Here is a 22,050-nt window from a genome sequence, read left to right as displayed (position 1 = left end):
ACGGGTGTGGGGAACCGGGCTCCTGCCGGGCCGATCGCATCCCGCGGTCAGAACCGCCGCCGGGGGGCGCCATGTTCGCGGAGCCATTCGTGGACGGCGAGTGCGGTCGGCTCCGCGTACTCCTCAAGCATGGTGAAGTGGTCCCCCGCCACCTCCGTCCGTACGTGTTCCAGCGGCCAGTCGGCGCGCGCTTCGTTGCCGAGCAGTCCGAGCAGGGTCTTGTCCTCCGCCGCGCTCACCAGGAGGGTCGGGGTGGACACCGGCAGCGGGCGCCAGCCTTCGAGCGACTGCGCGTACCACGCCATCGCCGTGAGCTGATCGTCGAGGACGGGCAGTTGGGGGAAATGGTCGAGCAGCCGCCGTGTGAGTACCGACATTCCCCGGATCATGGCGGTTCCGGCGGGCTGGAGCGTATCGAGCAGCACCAGTGCGGCGGGTGGAGCACCGGCCTTCTCCAGCCGCCGTACCAGCTCGTGGGCGGGCCACCCTCCGGAGGAGTAGGCGACGAGCGCGAACGGCCGGCCGTCGAACCGTCGGAGCAGTGTCCTGGCAAGCCGGTCCGCGGCCGCTTCCAGGTTCACCGGAAGCGGCTCACCGGTGCCGTATCCGGGAAGGGAGACCGTCCACACCTGGCGGCGGCCGCGGAGTGCGGCTGCGAACTTCACGTACTGGTGGGCCCCGGTGGGGGCGATGAGGGAGGGCAGGCAGACCAGAGCCGGTTCCTGGTCGCCGTCCGACAGCCGCAGGGTTTCCGGCTCCGGCCCTTCTCCGGTCGCGGAGGTCGGACGGAGCCGGGCGGCGATCGACAGCAGGTCACCGGCCTGCTGTGCGCTGCCGGTCCGCACCGCCGCGCGGAAGAGCGCGGCAATGGGCTGTGCCGGTCCGGTGGCGGGAAGCGCGGACGGCTCCGGCGGCCGGAACGCGGGGGTGGGGACGGGTGTCCCCACCGGCGCGGGGTTCAGGCGAGCCAGGAGGGCGTCCACCCGAGTGCCGCCGGCCGCCAGGAAGTGGCCGGCGAGTTCCTCGACGGACTCGGCGTCGAAGAGCAGAGTGGACGGAACCTCTCCGAGGTCCTCGCGCAGCGCGGTGGTGAGCTGGAGGACGAGGATGGAGTCCATCCCGTAGTCGCTGAGCGGCGCGGAGTCCGCGATCTTGTCCGGCGGAATACCGAGGGTCCGTGCGGCCTGGTCTCTGAGGTACGCGGCCATGATGCCGGCCCGGCTCTCCGCACCGGTGCCCGGGGCACCGGCTGTCCCGCCGCCGGCCGGGGACTGTGCCGGGGTGGAGTGGGGGTGCGGGGTCGCGGTGGCCTCCGGCAAAGGCTCCGGGAGCGCCCGGGGAGCGGCGGTCTCCCGCTGTGCCGGCTGGGCCACTGACTGCCGGGTGATCCCGTCGCTCTCGGCGGCGATGATCTGCTGCCCGAGCTCAAGCGTCTCGGGCAGCACGGAGACGACGGAGGAGAAACCTTCGCTCACCAGCACCTCACGCCAGTTCGCGGGCGAAAGCGCGGGCGAACCGGGTATGCGCAACGCATGGTCCTGGAAGAGCCACCAGCCCTCCAGCAGTCCGAACGTGAGATGGCTGGAGACATCGAACGCCGCCAGTTCGTTCAGCAGGAGCCATCCCCCGTCGCGCAGCGCCGCCTTCGCGTTGCGGATGGTGTTCCGGGTGTCGCGTGTAGCGTGCAGCACGTTCGCGGCGATGACCAGGTCGTAGCTCCCGCTCTCCATTCCCTGCCCGGCCAGCGGCTGCTCCGCGTCGAAGCGGGCGTAGGCGAGATACGGAACCTCCGGTCCGTACTCGGTCCTGGCGTGGTTCAGGAACGCCTTCGAGAGATCGGTGTACGTGTAGGTCTCGATGTGGTCCTGGAACGGGCGCAGGGCGGCGAACATCCCGGCGCTCGTGCCGCCCGTACCGGCGCCGATCTCCAGGATGCGCAGGCGTGCGGCCGGGTCCAGACGCAGCCGTTCCGCGACGATGGCGGCCGCCGTGTCCGTCATGGCCCGGTTGTACATGTCGGCCACGCGGTTGTTGCGGTACGTGCCTTCGACGAGCGCGACGGAACCGCGCGGGAACAGGATGTCGGTGGGCCTGATCCTGCCGGTGAGGATGTCCGGCAGCGCACGGAGTGCGGCATCGAGCAGGGCGAGCTCGGCCGCCTTGTCGGGATCCGCGGACCACTCCTCGCGGCGCCGGTCCCATTCGCGGCCGAGGACGTCCAGCGGCGGGGCCGACGGCGGAACGATACGGAGTGCGTGGTCGAGCCAGGTGTCGTACCGCTCCAGGATTCCGGCACGGCGGCGCGGCCCGGCGACATCGCCGCGGGACGGCGGAGTACCGAGGCCCCGCAGGCCGCCGAGTGCTTCCAGGTGTCCGCGGACCATGCGGGCGAGGAGCGGATCGCGCTCGCTCCTGCGCCACTGCGCGATCGCGCGGATCGCCTCCCATGCGGACGGCGCCCCGGTGCCCGCCACAACGGCGGCGGATGTGACGCGTGACCGTGCCCTTCCGTGGACCGTGACCCGTGTCGCCGGGTCGATCGCCGCGATGGCGTCCGGCTTCTGCGCCTTGATGAAGCTCAGTTGCCGCTGCGGCCCGCGGAGCAGCGTGTCGAGTGCCTCCATCGCCTCGGGCGGCTCGATCGAGAGGAGGCCCCAGCGTGCCATGCGTTCCCGGTGGAGTTCGGTCGAGGCGCTGCCGATGCTCCCCCACCACCCCCAGTTCATCACCTTCACCGGGCATGCCCAGTGCCGGGCGAGGAACTGGGCGTAGGCGTCGCTGAAGGTGCATCCGGCCGCGTAGTTGCTCTGCCCCGCGGCGGTCGCGAACGACTGGACGGACGAGAAGAAGAGGACGAAGTCCAGGGTCTCGTCCGCGAAGACCTCTGCCATGGCCACGCTGACGTCGGCCTTCGCGGCGAGGCCGGCGCGCAGTGTTGCTTCGTCCATGCGCGCCAGGCTCTGGTCCCGCAGGTCCAGCGCCGCCTGGATGACGCCGTGGATCCGCGGATGGTGTCGCCTGATCTCCTCGTGGGCGGTACGCAGCGACGCGGGGTCCGCGGCGTCGGCGGAGAGGTAGCGCACACTGCCGCGGCCGGTGCAGGTGCTCAGCTTCGCTCCGATCGACGCGTCCTGCGGGCGCCGCCCGATCCAGATCACATGGGCGCCGTACTGCTGGACGACATGCCGGGTCCATACGGTGCCGAGCCCGCCCGCACCTCCGATCACGACATAGACACCGCCTTCCCGGTACGCGGCCCGCGGTACGGTCCCGGGCCGGCACGGCACCCAGCGCCGGACCAGCCACTGGCCCGCGCGGCGCACCAGGGTGTCGCTCCCCGCGCGGTCCGGGAGTGTCGACAGCTCCTCGGGGAGGTCGGCGGTGTCGATGTCCGTCCGGCGGACCGACCAGTTCGTGTACTCCTGCCCGAGCGAGCCGAAGAGGCCGTGCAGCCCGGCGTGGGCGGGTGCCGTCGGCTCGGTGTCATGGGTGGCCAGGGCGCTCCGTGTCACCAGTGTCAGGGCGAGCGCTTGTGCGTCGTGTCCCGTGCGGACGAGGGCCTTGATCATGCGGAAGGCCGCGATGACGCCGTCCTCCTGGGCCGCGGTGAAGCCGGCCGTGTCGGTCGGCCGGAGCGCGCCCGGGTCCTCCGGCGCCGCGCCGGGCGCGATCCAGACGAGGTGGCCGACCGGCGCCAGGTCCCGGAGCCGGAGCGTGATCTCGTCCGTCGAAGCGCTCGGGGCGAGGTCCCATAGCGTGACCCGCGGGTACCGGCGGGCGAGCGCGGACCGCTGCTCGGTGGTCCCTCCCACCACGAGGACGTGTGCGGCAGGCGCCAGGGCACCGGCTCCGGAGGTGCGCTCGGACACGGCTTCCCAGACCGGTGCGAACAGCGAGGGTGCCGGTTCCTTCACCCGGCGCGAGGTGTAGCCGGTCATGCGGACACAGACCTCCCCGTCGCCGTCGACGAGGTCCACGTCGAGTCGGCTCAGCGCGGTCGCCGTCTCCGTGCCGTCCGCGACACGGACGACAGCCCACATCGAGTCGGTGCAGGGTGCGAAGAGTTCGCACCGGTCGAGCGCGAACGGCACCACGGTCTCCACGGAGGCACTGCCGTCGGCGAGTTGCAGCGCGATCGAGGACTGGATGGCCGAGTCGAGCAGCGCCGGCGGCAGAACGTGTCCGGCGTCGGCTGGGTCCGACTCCGCCGGCAGGGCGAGCCGTGCCAGCACGGTGCCGGTGCCGACGTGTGCCTCGCGGACTGCGCGGAGGGACGGCCCGTGGACGATGCCCATCGCCGCGAGCGCCTCACGGACGCGTTCCGCGGATACGGCCGTCACACACACCGCGCGGATCGACGCGAGGTCGACGCGGTCGGGGCGGGCTGTGCCGGAGGGTGACATGCGCCCGGTGGAGAACACGACGGGGCCGTCGTCCCGGCCGGCGTTCGAGGCGATCTCGAAGGTGAGTTCCTCGCCCTCCGCCGGCCTCACCAGGACATCGACGCTCAGTGGCGCGCCGTCGAAGGCCACCGGCCGTACCCAGGTCATGTCGCGTATCAGCAGTGGCGTTGTCGCCTCTGTGCCCCACGCACGCGCCGCGGCCTCCCGTGCCATTTCGAGGTGGGCGGCGCCCGGGAGGACGCGCTGACCGCGCACCGTGTGATCGCGGAGCACGGCCTCGTCGCCCTTGAACACCGTCGAGGCCCGCAGGGTGCCGGGAAGGTCCGCCATTGCCGACGACCGGTGGATCGGCGGCTGGTCCGCGACCGGCCGACTCGGGGTGACAGGCCGAGGCGGCAAGGGCGGTGGCCCGGCCCAGTGGCTCTCTCCGGCGAACGGGTAGGTCGGCAGCGGGACCCTGAGATGGGCCCCTGCCACGAACGCCGCCCCGTAGTCGAGCTCGACCCCCTGCGCGAAGTACCTGGCGAGGGCGGTGAGGTCCGCCCGGTACGGTGCGGCGTCCTCATCGGGTTCCGTCGGGTGTGCGCAGCGGTGGAGGCATTCCTCGCCATGGCTCTTCTCCGCACCGGCGCCGGCGCCCGCGGCACCCTTGCGCACCGGCACCGCTTGGCCGGTGAACGCCCTTGCTCCGTCCGGTCCTTCGCCGAGGATCCGCAGCAGCTCCGTGCGGTCCGCCGCCACGCAGGCGAACCGGTGGGCGAACCAGTCCCTGCCGGCGGCAAGCGTGTAGGCGAGGTCGCCCAGGTCCGGGAGGTCCGTGCTACGGCAGTATTCCGCCAGCCGGGCCATCTGCTGGACCAGCTGCTCGCGCGAGTGCGCGGAGAGGACCACGAGATACGCGGGACGTGGCGTACGAGCCCGGGCACGGGCAGCGGGGGGCGCTTCCTCGATGACGAGATGCGCGTTGGTGCCGCTCGCGCCGAAGGAGCTGACCGCGCCCCGGCGCGGTCCGCCGTCGGCCGGGGCCTCCCAGCGATGGCTGCGTGTACTCAGGTAGAAGGGGCTGCCTTCGAGACCGACGGCGGGGTTCGGCTTGTCGAAGTGGAGTGAGGCCGGGATCTGCTGGTGCCTCATCGCGAGGAGGATCTTGAACACTCCCGCGACACCTGCGGCGAACTGGGTATGGCCGAGGTTCGTCTTGACCGAACCCAGAGCGCAGTAGCCGGACTTGTCCGTACCGGCCCGGAACGCGCGACTGAGCGCCGAGAATTCGATGGGGTCCCCGAGCGGGGTGCCGGTGCCGTGCGCCTCCACGAGCCGGATGGACTCGACGTCGACGCCGAAGGACTCGTAGGTGTCGCGGAGCAGACGTTCCTGCGAAACGGAACTGGGTGCGGTGATGCCATTGGTCGCACCGTCGTGGTTGACGCCCGTGGCGCGGACCACGCCATGGATGTGGTCCCCGTCGGCGACGGCGTCGTCGAGTCGCTTGAGCACCAGCACACCGACACCTTCGCCCGGTACGAATCCGTCGGCACGGTGGTCGAAGGTGTGGCAGCGTCCCGTCGCGGAGAGCATTCCGGCGCCGTCGGCCAACTCGTAGAGGCGGGACGTCGACTGGACGAAGACCCCGCCCGCCAGCGCCATGTCCGTCTCGCCCGACCAGAGCCCCCGGCACGCCAGGTCGATCGCGACGAGCGAGCTGGAGCACGAGGTGTCGACCGCCAGCGCGGGCCCCTTCAGATCGAGGAAGTAGGAGACGCGGGCCGGGATGAGGGATGCCATGTTCCCCCAGAACGCCTGAGCGGGCGCGTCGTCCCCGACGGCCTCCTGGTAGTCGCCCTTGTAGCAGCCCACGTACACGCCGCAGCGGGTCCCGCCCAGGTGCCGGCCGGCGTACCCCGCGTCCTCCAGTGCCTTCCACGCCTCTTCGAGGAGCAGCCGCTGCTGGGGATCCATGGCCGCGGCCTCGACGCCCGAGATACCGAAGAACAGCGGGTCGAACCGGTCGATCCCGTGGAGGAATCCCCCTTGCGTGCAGCGCGCGGAGCCGTCGGCGCCGGTGTCCGCGAGATTCCAGCGGGTCGCCTCGGTGATGAGATCGTCACCGTTCACGAGATGCGTCCAGAGGTCGTCCAGGCTGTCGGACCCGGGGAACCGCCCGCTCATCCCGACAATCGCGATCGGGGCGTGGACGGTGGGCCGTTCCGCGGGAAGCAGGCCGGGGGTGGTCCCCGGACGCGCTTCACCGGCGACGGCCGGCGGCGGGGCGGCGGGGCCGATGTCGGCGTACTCCGCGAGCAGATGCGCGACGAGTCGGTCGGCGGAACTGTGGTCGAAGACGACGCCGGTCGACAGGTCGAGCCGGAGGATGTCGTTCAGCAGATGGACGAGACGGACCGCGAGGATGGAGTCGAGTCCGTAGTCGGCGAACGCGAGCCCGCCGAGGACCTCGTCCGGCTCCATGACCAGCACCTGCGCGATCGTCGCACGTACGGTGCGGGCGACCCATTCATCACGCGAGACATCGGGCGCGGCGTCCGGCGTGCCGTCGGATGTGAGGCGCGGCCCGGCCTCTTCGGGCTGCGGTGCGGCGGCGACCGGAGCCGCGCCGGGCGACGCCTCCCCGACCGGCTCCAGGTCCCCGATCCAGAACCGGTCCCGTGCGAACGGATACGTCGGCAGGGATATCCGGCGGGGCGACGCGGTTCCGTGCAGCCGCCTCCAGTCCAGGTCCACTCCGCCGACCCAGAGCGCGGCCAGCTTGTCGTGCTTCCCCTTCCGGGCCCACCGTTCGACCAGGAGTTCCCTGAGGTCGTCGTCGGCCGAGATCTCGGCGACGGCGCCCAGGACCTGTCCGGCGCTGCCCCGGTGGAGGCCGGGTGTCCCCGCCCCGTCCCCTTCCTCCGCGTACCCGCGCAGAACCCGCAGGAGCTCGGGCACCGAGGCGGTGGTCACCGCCAGGCGCTCCTTCATCGCCTCGCGTCCGACCTGCAGGGTGAAGGCGAGATCCGCCAGACCGACCGCTCCCCGCTCCGTCCTCCCGCGTTCGAGGAACGCCACCAGACGCGCGGCGGAGTGCCGCAGCCGCTCCGGTGTCCGCGCCGAGAGGACGACGAGTTGCTCGCCCTCCTCGGACTCCGGCCGGTCCGGAGCGGGGTCCGGCACGTACTCCTCAAGGATCACGTGGGCGTTCGAGCCACCTGCTCCGAAGGACGAGACCGCCGCGATCCGTGGTGTCTGCGAGTCCCAGGGTGCGAGCGTCCGCTGGACGAAGAACGGCGTCTCCTCGAACCTGATGCCGGGGTTCGGCTCTTCCGCGTGCAGGCTCGGAACGAGCGTGCGGTGCCGGAGCTGGAGTACGGCCTTGGTGACACCGGCGATTCCCGCGGCGGCCTCCAGATGTCCGATCACCGACTTCACCGAGCCGATCGCGCAGAACTGCCTTTCGTCCGTGGACTCTTCGAAGGCGAGCGAGAGACCCTTCACCTCGATCGGGTCTCCCAGCTCCGTGCCCGTGCCGTGTGCCTCGACGTAGCTCACCTCCCGGGCCGGAACCCCGGCACGGCCCAGTGCGTCGCGGATCAGTTCCGCCTGGGCGGTCGGGCTCGGCACCGTATAGCCGTGGGACCGCCCGCCGTGGTTGATGCTCGTCCCGCGGACCACCGCGAGGACCTGGTCGCCGTCCGCCAGAGCGCGGGCGAGGGGCTTCAGCAGCACGGCTCCCACACCCTCGCCGGGCACGAATCCGTCGCCGCCGTTGCCGAAGCTCCGCACGCGGGGCTGCGAGGACAGCATGGTGGAACGGCACAGTTCGACGTAGTCGGAAGGATGCAGGTAGAGGTTCACCCCACCCGCGATGGCCAGCTCGCAGGAGCCCCGGCGCAGGTGCTCGCAGGCTTCATGGATCGCCGTGAGCGAGGAGGAGCACATCGTGTCGATCGTCAGGCTCGGGCCGTGGAGGTCGAGGACGTACGAGGTCCGGGCGCTGAGCGAGGCGAAGGAGAGCGAGGGCACGACCGTCTCACCGGACGGCAGCCGGGCCGCGCCGTGCCGTGCGTGGCCGGACTTGGTCACACCGGCGAAGACGCCCACGCGCCGCCGATGGCGTCGGGCCAGCTCCGCGCGGGTGTAGCCCGCGTCTTCGATCACTTCCCAGGAAGCCTGGAGGAAGAGGCGCTCCTGCGGGTCCATGGCGTAGGCGTCACGCGGTGCGATCCGGAAGAATTGCGGGTCGAACGCGTCGAAGTCCCGCAGGAATCCACCCCACTTGCTGTAACTGCGCCCGGTGGCGACGGCGGTGGCGCGGTCCGGCTCGTAGAAGCCGTCCAGCGGCCATCGGTCGGGGGGAATCTCCGTGATGGAGTCGTGTCCGGCCGTGAGGTTCGCCCAGAACTCGTCGGTGTTCTCGGCCTGCGGATAGCGCCCGCTCATCCCGATGATCGCGATGGCGTCGTCGGGCACGGGCGGGCCGGGAGCAGGTGCTGCCCCGGGTGTGTCCCGCGCCACCGGCACCCGGACCCCGCCGGACGGTCCGTCGGCCCGTGCGCCGGGGGCCGGCGGGGTGGGCGCACCGGCGAGTGCTCCGGCGACGGCGCGCAGCGTGGGGAATTCGTAGAAGAGCGTCGTCGGGACCTCGCCGTACACCGAGGACAGCTCCCTGTTGAGCTGCACGACCATGACCGAGTCGAGGGCCAGGTCGTCGAGCGGCCGGTCGGCGTCGACGTCGTGGAGCGGAAGCTTCGTGACCCGCGCGAAGAGCTCCACGACCGACCGGAGTGTCTCCCGGTCCGTCCGTCCGTCGGCCGTCTCCGGTGCAGGAGAGGCAGCGGCGGGCGGGGGCACGGATGCGGGCCTGGCCGGCTCGCCGTGGTGCACCCAGATCTGGTGCTCGCCGGCCTCGCCCAACCGCCAGGCGCCCAGGAGGGCTTCGAGTCCTTCGTCCGACTCCATCGGCACGAGACCGCGGCTGCGCCGGAGGTAGGCACGGGTCGCGTCGTCGACCGCCATTCCGCCGTCTTTCCAGAGCGGCCACGCGATCGCGACCGTACGTCCCGAGCGTTCGGCCGCCGCGACGCGCGTGTTGCGGCCGGCGGCGTACTCGCCGAGATAGCCGTTGGCCGTGGCGTAGTCGGACTGGCCGGGATTTCCGGTGACTGCCGTACCGGAGGAGAAGACGAGGAAGGACTCGATGGGCATGTGCGCCGTGGCCCGGTCCAGGTGCACCGCGCCGTCGACCTTCGGGGCGAGGACCTTGTCCCACTCCTCCGTCGTCTTGTTCGTGATGTACGCGTCGTGGATCACGCCTGCGGCGTGCACGATTCCGTGGATCGCACCGGTCTCCTCACCGACCCGCGCGATGAGATGGCGTACCTCCTCCCAGCGGGAGACGTCCGCGACGGCGTACCGGGCCACGGCACCGGCCTCCCGCAGCTCGGCGAGGAGTCGGCCGGTCCGGGCATCCGGTGCCGAGCGTCCGACGAGGAAGAGCGTCGGGCGTACGGCGTCCCGTGCGATCCGGCGGGCGACCACGGCGCCGATGCCGCCGGCGCCTCCGGTGATCAGGTACACGCCTCCCGAGCGCCAGGGCGTGCCCGTGCCCTCGGCCGCCCGCGGCACCCAGGTCCGCACCCGTCGCTCCGTGCCCCGGTACAGAACGAGTGCGTCGTCCGCGTGCCGGGCGTTCTCCAGGACGATCGCCGCGATGCCGTCCGCGTCGCGCCCGCCGTCGAGAGCGAGGACCTGCCCGGCGATGTGCGGGCATTCGAGCGCCGTCGTGCGCAGAAGTCCCGCGAGCGCGGGCCCGAGCGCTTCGTCGCCGTCCGCCGGTGTCACGACCTGTACGAGGGTGGCGCCGTCGCGCGCCTGCCCGGCCAGCACCCGGACGATCTCGAAGACCTGTCGCGAGAGGTCGGTGAAGCGGGTCTCCGGGCGCCGCTTGGTGGTCGTGACGGCATGGCAGTGCGCACTCGGCAGGCGGCGCTCCACGCCGTCCCGCACGGCCGCCGGCGCTCCGCAGAGGATCACGACGTGATGCGTGTACGGGGTCCCGTCGGCCAGGTCCCGCGACGCGGGCTTCGGGGTCCAGCGGGGTACGGACAGCGTCGTACCGACCGAAGGGCTGTGCTCGGCGACGCTGTTGACCTTCTCAGCGCTGCCGGGGAGCCAGTACCTGTCGCGTGCGAATGGGTACGTGGGCAGGTGCGCGCGCCGGGGCAGGGCCGAACCGGCGGCCCCGTACGACCGCCGCCAGTCGACTTCCTCCCCTGCGCTCCAGCGCGCGAGCACACCGGCGAGGCCGTTCGGTGCCGGCCGGGCACCGTGCTGCGGCCCTCTCGCCGGTCCGTTGATGAACTCCCTTAATTTCTCGCCGAGTTCCCGGCGGGAGGACACGACCCAGCCGACCCGTTCGGCCATGGCTTCGCGCCCGGTCTGGAGCGTCCACCCGATCGAACGGAGCGCGGCGGGACGGGGCGTGTCCTCCAGGTAGGCGAGCAGGTTCCGCGCCCGCTCCCGGAGCTGCTGCCGGGTACGCGCGGACAGAGGTATGACGACCTGGCTCCCGGGGCCGTCCGCGTCGTGCGCCGGACTCGTGTGCGCGGCCTCCCCGGTGTACTCCTCGATGACGACGTGGCAGTTCGCGCCGCCGAATCCGAAGCTGCTGACCCCCGCCCGCCGCGGCGCGGGCCCACCGTCACGGTCGCGGGGCGGCTCCCACGGTTCATTGGCGCGCACGATGCGGAACGGGCCGCCGTCGAGCTGAATGTAGGGGTTGATCCGGTCGCAGTGCAGGCTCTGCGGGAGGGTGCCGTGCCTCATCGCGAGGACCACCTTGAGCAGCCCGGCGATGCCGGCGGCGGCTTCCAGATGACCGATGTTGGTCTTCACGGAGCCGAGCCCGCAGGTGGCGGGGCCGTCGCCGCCGAGCTGCCGGAACGCGGTCCGCAGCGCGCGCACCTCGACGGGGTCGCCCAGGGCCGTGCCGGTGCCGTGGGCCTCCACATAGCCGATCGTGCGGGGGTCGATGCCGCCCATCGCGCGCACCACGAGGTCCGACTGCGCGGTGCCGTTCGGCGCCGTGAGGGAGTTCGCCCGCCCGCCGTGGTTCTCCGCGGTCCCGACGATCACGGCGAGGATCGCGTCCCCGTCGCGCTCCGCGTCGGCGAGGGGCTTCAGTACGACGGCACCGACGCCCTCGCCGCGTACGTATCCGTTCGCCTCGCTCGCGAAGGTCTTGCACCGTCCGTCGGGACTCAGCATGCCGGCCCGCCCGGCGCTCACGAAGGTGTCGACACTGAGCAGGAGGTTGACCCCGCCCGCTATCGCGGCGTCGCACGCCCCGGAGCGGATGGCTTCGACGGCCCTGTGGACGGCGACGAGCGAGCTGGAGCAGGCCGTGTCGACGGGCTGGCTCGGGCCGTGGATGTCGAGTACGTAGGAGATGCGGTTGGCGAGCATGGAGTGGGCGTTGCCCGTGGAGGTGAAAGCGTCCGGCGGCGTGCCGTGGGCCGCGAGCAGGGTCGCGTAATCGGTCCCGGAGACACCGAAGAACAGCCCCGTGTTCGCCGGCAGACCGGACGGGGCGTAGCCGCTGTGCTCCACTGCGTTCCAGGCGGTCTGGAGCGCCAGCCGGTGCTGGGGGTCCATCAGCTCGGCCTCGCGCGGCAGGATGCGGAAGAAGGCGGCGTCGAACGCGTCCACGTCGTCGAGGACGGCCGCGTGGTGCGGAAACTCGGCTGCCTCCGCGATCCGCGCATAGGCCCTGTCGTACCGGTCGAGGGGGAAGGCCGTGACGCTGTCGGTCCCCGCTGCCAGGTTCGCCCAGTACGCGTCCAGATCGGGGGCGCCGGGGAACCGGCCCGCGGCTCCGATGACGGCGACCGCCAGGGGTGGGTCCGCGGGCGCCGGGCGCTGTGGGCCGGCCGGCACGACGTCAGGAGACCCGGCCGTCCCTTCGGCCGTTCCGGCCCTCTCACCACGGGGCCGGCTTCCGGGACTCGGTGCGGGCTCCCCGGCGGGGTCCGGCGGGAGCGTCTGCTCGTACGCCGCGCGCAGCAGGACTTCGTGCTCCGTGAAGAGGTGCCTGCCCAGCGAGTCGAAGGTATTCCGGTCGAAGAAGACCGCGGGGGTCAGATCGATCCCGAACCGCTCGCGTACCTGCTTCGACAGGGTGACGAGCGAGATCGAGTCGAAGCCGAAGGCGTCGAAGCCGGTACGGGAGTCGAGTTCACCCAGCTCGAACTTGAGTATGCCGCTCGCCATACCCCGCAGTTCGTCCACCGCGAAGGAGATGACGCCCTCGCTGTCCTCCCCCGGTGTCCCCCGGTCCGCTGCCTCGGATCCGTCCACCGCTCGTTCGCTCATACCCGGGTCCTTCCGTGGTCCTTCGTCATCGCCGCACCACATGTCGCAGAGCACGCCGAGCACCCGGCCGTTCCGGTCCAGCAGGCCGACGGAGCCGCCGAGGCCCTCTGCGTCGGCGGTCACGTCGAAGACGACGTAGGCGACCGGGACGGCCCCACCGCTCGCGTCGGTGAAGAGCCGGATCTCGTCGATCCGGTGGGGCACGGTCCGTGCCCAGTCCGGTGAGCCCTGCCGCTTCGCTTCGGACTGGAGGCCCTGCGCGACGGCGGCGAGGACGTGCGGGGCGAGGGTGACATGCGGCTTCACATGGTCGCGCTGGAGTTCGGGGGTGCCGACCTTGAGCACCAATCGTCCGTCGCGCAGCCGGAATGCGGCCTCTGTGCCGCTGAGTTCCGGGGCGTATCCGATTCCGCCCTCCGCGAATTGTGCGAGGAACTCCGCCGGGGAGAGCGGCTCTGCCCGGTCGGGCGCGAGCACATCGGCGGCGATTCGCGCGAAGGAGTCCGTGCGGGGGTGGCCCGACGGCGGCGTACGGTTCTCCTCACCCGCCGGCACGTCGAACGCCGCCACGGTCGTCCGATTCCCCGCCGCGTCCTGCGCGAACACGAGTCCGGAGGCCGGCTTCCCGTCGAAGGTGTCGAAGACCGTCACCAGGCGGGCGGCGGTCGCCCAGTCGACCGGCCCCAGGAGGCGGAGCCGGTGTACGACCGACCCGTCGGCGAATCCGGAGACCTTGGTGGCGGCGATCGCCAGGTCGATGGCGAACGTCGGGACCACTCCGCGCCTCTTCTCCTGCCGCTCCCCCGAGGTGCAGGCGTAGTCGAGGAGATCGTCCAGGTGCACGTCGAGCACGTACCGCAGCCCGTCGGCATCCGATTCGTTCCTGCCGAGGAACGGGTGGAGCTTGTCGCGCAGCGCGAGCGGCTCGATCACGGACGGCGCGCCCTCCTCCGGGGTGACCCAGCAGCGCACACGCTCGAACGGGTACGCGGGCAGAGAAACCCGCCGGGGTGTGGGTGCTCCCCCGTCGGCGTCCCGCCAGTCGACGCTCCTGCCGCCCACCCAGGTGGTCGCGAGTTTCCGGACGCCCTCGTTCCGCGAACCACCACTCGCGAGCGCCGCACCGAGGTCCCGGTCTCCCGCCAGGTAGCGGTCGACGGCGGCGACGGCTTCCCCCGTGGTCTTCGCGAGGAACGCCCAGCGGTGCGGGAGTTCGTTCTTGCCGACCCGGAGTGTGAACGCGATCGCCGCGGGGTCCGTCTCCGTTCCGGCGGCCAGGTATGCGCGGAATCGGGTGAGACATTCCTCCAGGGCCGAGTCATTCGTCGCGGAGAACACGAAGAGTTCCTCTCGCCCGCCCTGTGCGCCGTGCGGATCGCTGTCGGGCTGCGGATACTCCTCCAGGATGATGTGCGAGTTCATTCCTCCCGCGCCGATCGAAGTGATCCCCGCCCGTCGAGGATGCGTGATCCTGCGTCCGTCCACGGTTGTCACCGCGGGCTGCCATGCGGTGAGCTGCCGCTGCAGACGGAACGGTGTACGGGAGAAGTCGATGTCCGGATTGGTCACCGAACTGTGCAGCGAGGGTGCGAGTTTCCCCTTCTGGAACTGGAGGACGACCTTGGCGATACCGACCATTCCGGCAGCGTGCAGAAGGTGTCCCATGTTCGACTTGACGGAGCCGATCGCGCAGAACTCGGTGTCCTGTGTGTACTTCTGAAAGGCCGTGGTCAGAGCCTTCACTTCGATCGGGTCGCCCAGTGATGTCCCCGAGCCGTGTGCTTCCACATAGCTGATGGTCCGCGGATCGACTCCCGCGTCGTCGATCGCCTTCTCGATCGCCCGCGCCTGCATGCGCGGGCTGGGGACGGTGAAGCCGTTGCGTACTCCCGCGTTGGCGAGGGCCGTTCCCTTGATGACGGCGTACACGTGGTCACCGTCGCGCTCGGCCTCGACGAGCGGCTTGAGGACGAGGGCGCCGACGCCCTCCCCGAGAATGGTCCCGTCCGCGCCCAGGCCGAAGCTCCGGATGACATCGGAGGTCGCCGTCGTGAAGTGCTCCTGCGACGAGCTGATGAGGTTGTAGGGGTGCAGCAGCAGATTCACTCCGCCCGCGACCGCCATCCGGCACTCGCCGGCCCTGAGCATCTGCACGGCCTGGTGCACGCAGGTGGAGGACCCGGAACACATCGTGTCCACGAATATCGAGGGCCCGGTGAATCCGTAGAAGTACGAGAGCATATTGGGCAGCGTCGCCGTATAGCTGCCGCTTGCCGGGGAGCCGCGCTTCAGACTGTTCTGAAATCCGTACAGGTTGTAGTGGTTGCTCATGGAGCCGGCGAGCACACCGACGTCTCCGTCGTACTGCCGCTGGATCGTCTCGCGTGAATAGCCGGCGTCTTCGAGCGCCTCGACGCCCGTCTGCAGGAACAAACGGACCTCTGGCGACATGTTCTCCGCATCGCGCTTGGAGATGCGGAAGTAGCGGGGATCGAACATCTCGATGTCCCGGAGGAAGGTCCCCGTGCGGATGGAACTCTTGCCGAGAACGCTGCGGTCCCTGCTGTAGACCGCGTCGTGGTCCCAGCGTTCGCGCGGTACTTCGCGGAACTCATGGCGGCCCTCTTTGAGCACGGCCCAGAGTTCACCGAGGGTGCCGGCTCCGGGGTAGGTCCCGGAGATACCGATGATCGCGATGTCGTGGTGATCGTCGCGCCGCCCGGGTGCGGCAGACCTGTTCCGGGCGGCGGGTGTGCTGCCGGTGTCAGGAGCGGACGGTACGGGTGGGGCGGGGGCCGGCGGCTCCTCCGTCCCGGCCGCAGGCACTGCGGCTGCCGGCACTGCGGCTGCCGGCACTGCGGCTGCGGCTGACGGCGCCGGGGTTCCGGCGCTCAGGATCGCGCGGAGCTTGTCACGGTGTTCCGCGACGAGGTGGCCTGCGACGCCCTCGATGGTCGTGTACTCGAAGAAGATCGTCTTGGACAGCGGGCCGAAGAACACTTCGAGCGACGCGGTCGTCTCCAGGATGGCGAGCGAGTCGATCCCGTAGTCGACGAGGTTGACCGTCTCGTCCAGCGTCAGGGGGTCGCGGTGCAGCACCCCGCCCACGATGCGGCACAGGAGAGCCGTCGTACGCTCCGTCAGCTCTTCCTCCGCGACGGGGGCCGCGGGCTCCATGGGGTCGGTGCCCGCGGGTGCGGAGCGGGGCGCTTCCGGGGGCGGGGCGGCGGCCGTGAGCGTCGCTGCGGGGCCGTACGCCACCACGGTGTGGGCGGGCGCGTCGCGCAGTACCCCGCCGAGAACCCGGAGGCCGTCCTCCGTCGGGAGGGGTTCCCAGCCTCGGTCCCGGCGCATCGACTCCTGTGTCACGGGGTCCATGGACATCCCGCCGTCGGCCCACAGCGGCCAGCTGACGACTGACGTCCTCCCGCTCCGCTCGCCGATGTCCGCGAGGGCCCGGCGATGGTGGGCGAAGGCGTCCAGGAAGGCGTTGGCCGCAGCGTAGTCCGACTGCCCGGAGCCGCCGTACACCCCTGCCACGGAGGAGAAGGCGACGAAGAAGTCGAGCGCGAGGCCGCGCGTGGCCGCATCGAGATTGAGAACGCCGTCGACCTTCGGTTCCAGGACCGCCCCGACGTCCGAAACATCCTTGGTGAAGAGGTACGCGTCACGGAGGACGCCTGCCGCGTGGACGATCCCGTCGATCGCTCCGTGGTCCCGTGTGATGGCGCGTGCCGCACGGTCCACGTCGTCCTTCGAACCCACGTCGACGGGGAGGTAGTGTGCCTCGACCCCCGCTTCGCGCAGCTCGCGCAGAGCCGTCTCGCTCGAGGCTCCGGGCGCCGATCGGCCGCTCAGGACGACGACGACGCCCGCACACCGCCCGAAGTACCGTGCGACATGCAGCCCCAGGCCGCCGAGACCGCCCGTGACCCAGTAGATCCCGCCCTCCTTCAACGGCGGGATCTCCGCTCCTTCGCCCAGGCCGAATCCCACGGGCCGTGCCGCGTGACGGGTGCCGTCGGCCCCGTAGCGGATCTCGCAGTCGGCCGACGGGTCCGCCGCCTCTGCCCGGAAGACCTCCGCGATCCGCTCCGGCGACGCGGTGTCGAGTCCGGCGACGCGTACGACACGGCCGGTGACACGGGGGTTCTCCAGAACGACGGTCCTGAACAGACCGGTCAGCGGCGCGTGGTAGTGCCGCGGCACCCGATCGTCCACCAGGACCACGAACCGGTGCGCTCCCCCGGGCCTCGACCTCACCAGCTCCATCACGTGCTGGAAGACCAGGTCCGCCACGGCCCGGACGCCTTCGGCGACATGACCGGGCGCCACCTCGGGAAGACGGGCGAGGGTGAAGCCGGTCGTGTCTTCCACGACGGCGGCGTGTGCGGCGGCCCGTCCACCGAGGTACCCGCGCACGGACGGGCGGGCCGTTGCGGTGTCCTCCTGTACGCCGAGGGGCGTCCGCACCCAGGGAACGGCGGCGGTGACGATGTCTGCGCCCATTCCACGTCCGGACCTCGCCCCGTGCGGCCGCTGGACGAGCCCACGCAGGCTGACCCGCACCACGCCCTCGGGGTCGCAGAGGTCGATGTCGAACACGTCCAGTGTGCTCTGTCCTTCGCGGCGCCGTACCCACGCCCATGTCTCCGACGCACAAGCGCCGTGGACCGTGAGCTCCTCGAACGCGAAAGGCAGTGCCGGGCTGTCGGCCGGCTCCCGTGAGGTCTCCGCCAGGAGCACGACCGAGGACTGGAGAGCCGCGTCGAGCACGCTCGGAGGCAGGACGTATCCGGCGTCCGCCGTCTCACCTGCGGCGGGCTTGCCGATACGCGCGATCAGCTCCCGCGTCCCCAGCCGGAGCTCCATGAGGCCGCGCATGGCCGGTCCGTACTCCATGTCCCGGTCGTGGAACGCCGCGTACACGTCCACCGGGTCGCGCTCGACGGGGCAGGCTGCCAGCAGCGCCCCGAGATCGACGCGATCCGGCTCCTCCGGCCCGCCGGCCTCGACGACTCCCGAACTGTGGACCACGGCCGGGTCCGTGCCGGTGGCGACCTCGAAGGCGAGGGTGGCGCCGTCCTGCGGGGTGAGCCGGACACCGACGTCGACCGGCGCGTCCCGTACGACGAGCGGGCGCCGCCATGCGACGTTGCGGAGCCGGACGACCGCCGGCCTCGCCGCGTCGGGCCCCATCGCGTGCGCGGCCGCGGCCCGGACCATCTCGATGTGAGCCGCCGCCGGCAGCACAGGGGCACCGCCCACGACGTGCGAGGCGAGAAACGGCTCCTCCCCGGTGAAGGTCGAGCGGTACCGGTGTCCGGCGGGGCCGGAGATGTCTGCGTGAACGAGTGGATGCGCGGCGGCGGTGTTCGCTGCCGATGGTGTCGCGCCTGCCTCGGCGTCCTTCTGCGGAACGCTGAACCAGTGCCGCTCGCGGGCGAAGGGATATCCGGGCAGCCGTACACGTCGTGGACGTGGCCGGGGTGTGCCGTGACCGGGTCGATCCGCCCAGTCCACCGCCCCGCCCTGTACCCAGAGCGACCCTGCCGTCCACAGCTCGGCCAGTTCCGCTTCCGTACCCTCCACCGTCCCGCCCAGGTGGAGTTCGCCCGCTGCGCGGGTGCCGTCCGTGAAGTCCCGCAGAAGCGAATCGAGTTCGGCGCGGTCCGCGACGGCGAACGCGACCCGGGCGGGCATGGGCTCGCGGCCGACCCGCAGGGTGTACGCGATGTCGGCGAGCGCCTGCGACGGGTGCTCGCGCAGGTGGGCGAGCAGATTGCCCGCGACCGCGCGCAGCCTTTCCGGGGTCTTCGCGGAGAGCGGCAGGAGCTGCGGGCCCCGGAGGGGCCCGTCCTCCACCCCCGCATCGGTCTCATCGGTGAGATGTTCCTCAAGCACGACATGCGCGTTCGTACCGCCGAATCCGAACGAACTCACCCCGGCCCGCCGTGGCCGGATCCTTCCGTCCGCGCCCGGGGCCGACGCGGCCCAGGGCCCGGTGTCACGGATGACGTGGAACGGGCTGTCCTCCAGCTTGATGAGCCTGTTCTGATTCCGGAAGTTGACGTTGGCGGGCAGGATCCGAAGTGCCAGCGAACTGATCACCTTGGCGATTCCGGCAACTCCGGCGGCCCCTTCCAGATGCCCGATATTGGTTTTGACAGAACCGATTCCGCAGCTCGCCGGCTGGGCCACGGTGCCCTGTGCCGCGTGCAGGTTCCGGAAAGCTTCCTTCAGAGCCATGATCTCGATCGGATCACCGACGGGCGTTCCGGGGCCGTGCGCCTCGATATAGGTGACAGTCTCCGGCCGGATCCCGGCGCGGGTGTAGAGCCCCTCGATCAGATTCGCCTGTGCCGTCGGATTGGTGACAGTGAGAGACTGGGTCCGGCCACCGTGGTTCGTGGCGACGCCCTTGATGACCGCGTGGATGGGATCGCCGTCCGCGAGGGCCCGTGCGAGGGGCTTCAGCAAGAGCATTGCTCCGCCTTCGCCTCGGACGTAACCGTCGGCACTCTGGTCGAAGGCGCTCGCGCGGCCGGTGCGGGACAGCATGCTCGCCTGGCTGAACGCGACGAAGTGCTTCGGCGACCAGATCAGGTTGACTCCGCCGGCCAGGGCGACACCGCACTCGCCGTTGCACAGCGCGCGCACCGCTTCGTACACCGACACGAGCGAGCTCGAACATGCCGTGTCGTTGGTGATGCTCGGGCCCTGGAAGTCGAAATAGTAGGAGATGCGGTTCGCAATGATCGAGTAGGCCGTCCCGGTGGGGAAATAGGCGTCCGTCCTCACCCCTTCACGTTCCATCATCTCCGCGTAGTCCGCATGGCAGACACCCATGAAGACGCCCGTCTCCGTACCGGCGAGGGCACTCGCCGCACAGCCTGCGTTCTCTATCGCCCGCCAGGCGAGTTCGAGAGCCATGCGCTGCTGGGGGTCCATGCTCTCGGCCTCGCGAGGCGAGATATTGAAGAACTCGGCATCGAAGCAGTCCGCATGCTCGACAAAGCCTCCCCAGACGCTGTTCGTCTTCTGGGCCCCGAGTCTCGGATCACCGAAGTACTGGTCCTTCGACCAGCGTTCCGGCGGGACTTCCGAGATGAGCGACCGGCCCGCGGCGAGATGCCTTCCGAGCTCCTCCAGTGTCTCCGCTCCGGGGAATCGCAGAGCGAGCCCGATGATCGCGACATCATCCGTCGCGGGCGCCGGTCCGAATGCACTCATCGGATTCCTCCTGCAGAGGGGAAGTTCTGGCCCGCCGGCCCCGATCCCCGTGATCTCCGTTGATCAATGATGGTGCCCACCTTGAAGTCGGCCTGTGCTGCCGGATCCTCGGGCATTCCCTGTCCGAGGACGAACTGCTGATTGAGGACCGCGGTCGACAGCAGGTAGACGAAGGCCTGGTCCTCTTTCGTACTGATCTCATCCGTGGGCGTGGCCATGATCTTCTTGACAAGCTTCCGGGCGAACACCGGATCGATGCCGTCGATCTTCTCCAACTCCGTCGCCGAGAGGAGGAGTTCCAGGTAGCCGGGCCGCTGCTGCTTGAAAACGGCTGCGCCGGGGGCGCGGTACGGCTGCTTCCGGCGAGTGAGGCTGGATTCGGGCAGCTCACCCCGGAATGCCTTCTTGAGGATGGCCTTCTCATCGAGACCGTCATCGAAGCGCAGATTGATCGACGCCGCCGTCCGGACGACCGCCGGATCGAGGAACGGGCACCGGTTCTCGACACCGTGGGCGAGACTCATGCGCTCTCCCTGGGTGGAGAGGAGATAGCCGGGAAGCAGCGTCTTGAATTCGAGCCACTGCGCCTTGCGGACAGGGCTCAGCGCGGCATAGCCGGGTGTCGCGTCCGTCAACGCCATGAGGTCCGCGAACGGCTCGTCATGTCGTCTCAGCAGACGCGCGGCGAAGCGGCCGTTCTGGTAGCGGAGTTCGTGGGAGAAGAGACCGGGCAGCCGTTCGACGGCGAACTGCTCGAACAGGCCTTTCATCCGCGCCCGGTTCGCGGGGCCGAAGTGGCTCAGCTCCGGGTGGAGGCTGCCGAGCCTGGCCATTCGCTCGTCATCCGACAGATCGCTCCATGAAGCGCGCAGCAGCGTCTCGCGGAAGAGCGAATAGCCGAGGAACGCCTCATCGGCACCCTCACCACTGAGGATAACTTTGATTCCGGCGTCCCGCGCGTGGCGGGACAGGAGGTACATGGGAACGAACGCGGCACGGAACGCGGGTACTTCCGCGTGATACACGGCGGACGGGAAATTCGCTGCGATATCGGCACTCGATACGGAAATGGAGGAGTGGCGGGTCCCGAGGTGCGAGGCAACGACCTGCTGGCTGCTCGACTCGTCGAAGACCGCGTCGTCGAACTCCACGGAGAAAGTGCGGACCTCGTGCGAGGAGAGGTCTGTCGTCAGCTTGGTCACGATGGAGGAGTCGAGGCCGCCGCTCAGATAGACACCGACCTCGACGTCGCTCCTCAGCCGCATCTCGACGCTCTCGCGCAGGGCGTCGCGGACCGATGCGGCCGCTTCCCGTTCAGAACCGGTGAACGGCGGTACGTCGAGTTCGAGCTCCGCGTAGTCGGCCAGAACGGCCCGCCCGCCGCGGACGGTCAGGTAGCACCCCATCGGGAGCTGGCGGATGTGCTTGAAGGGGGTCCGGTCGGGCAACGGCGTCCATATCGCGAAGGTGGTGGCGAGTTCGCGGGGATCGAGCTCGAAACGGAACCCCCGGAACGCGCGGAACGCCTTCATCTCGGAGGCGAAGAGGAATTCTCCGTTCCCGCCCGCCTGGGCGTCGCAGCCTTCGCGGTCGACGTAGAAGAGCGGCCTCTTGCCGTATCTGTCACGTGCCAGGAAGAGTTCTCCCGACCTCGCGTCCCGGATCGCGGCCGCGAACGCGCCGTTGAATCTGGGCAGGCACGCGGGACCCCATTGCGCCCATGCCTGCAGGAATACCTCTGTGTCGGAGCGAGTGCGGAACCGGTGGCCGAGCCCTCTCAGTTCCTCACGCAGTTCGATGTGGTTGTACAACTCGCCGTTGAAGCAGATCCAGTAGCGTTCCGTCGGGTCGGCCATCGGCTGGGCGCCCATGGCGAGGTCGACTATCGACAGCCGTGCTGTGCCCATGGCGATGCCGTCGTCCAGGTAGTAGCCCGCCTCGTCCGGCCCTCGGTGGCGGATGAGCGACAGCATCGAGGTCATCACCTCCGGCGTTTCTCCGGCGCGGAGCGAGGGCGCGACGAAGCCTGCGATTCCGCACATGCGGGGTC

At 70.5% G+C, this 22,050-nt stretch carries 2 protein-coding genes; both read right to left on the bottom strand.

Translation table 11 applies throughout. The features are described 5' to 3' along the window. Positions 1–47: 47 nt before the first annotated feature. Positions 48–20,000 (bottom strand): SDR family NAD(P)-dependent oxidoreductase, encoded by a 19,953-nt coding sequence (locus AB0D53_RS03840; protein ID WP_362439624.1) that lies wholly within the window; start codon positions 19,998–20,000, stop codon positions 48–50. Next, complete coding sequence (gene asnB, locus AB0D53_RS03835; protein ID WP_362439621.1) at positions 19,997–22,042, bottom strand: asparagine synthase (glutamine-hydrolyzing); 2,046 nt, start codon at positions 22,040–22,042, stop codon at positions 19,997–19,999. The genes AB0D53_RS03840 and asnB overlap by 4 nt, the downstream gene beginning before the upstream one ends. Between the last annotated feature and the right edge of the window lie 8 nt (positions 22,043–22,050).

The sequence above is a fragment of the Streptomyces sp. NPDC048295 genome (genome assembly GCF_040652135.1).
Classification (GTDB): domain Bacteria; phylum Actinomycetota; class Actinomycetes; order Streptomycetales; family Streptomycetaceae; genus Streptomyces.
Note: the sequence above shows the minus strand (reverse complement) of the source record. Positions and strands in the feature narration are given on the sequence as shown.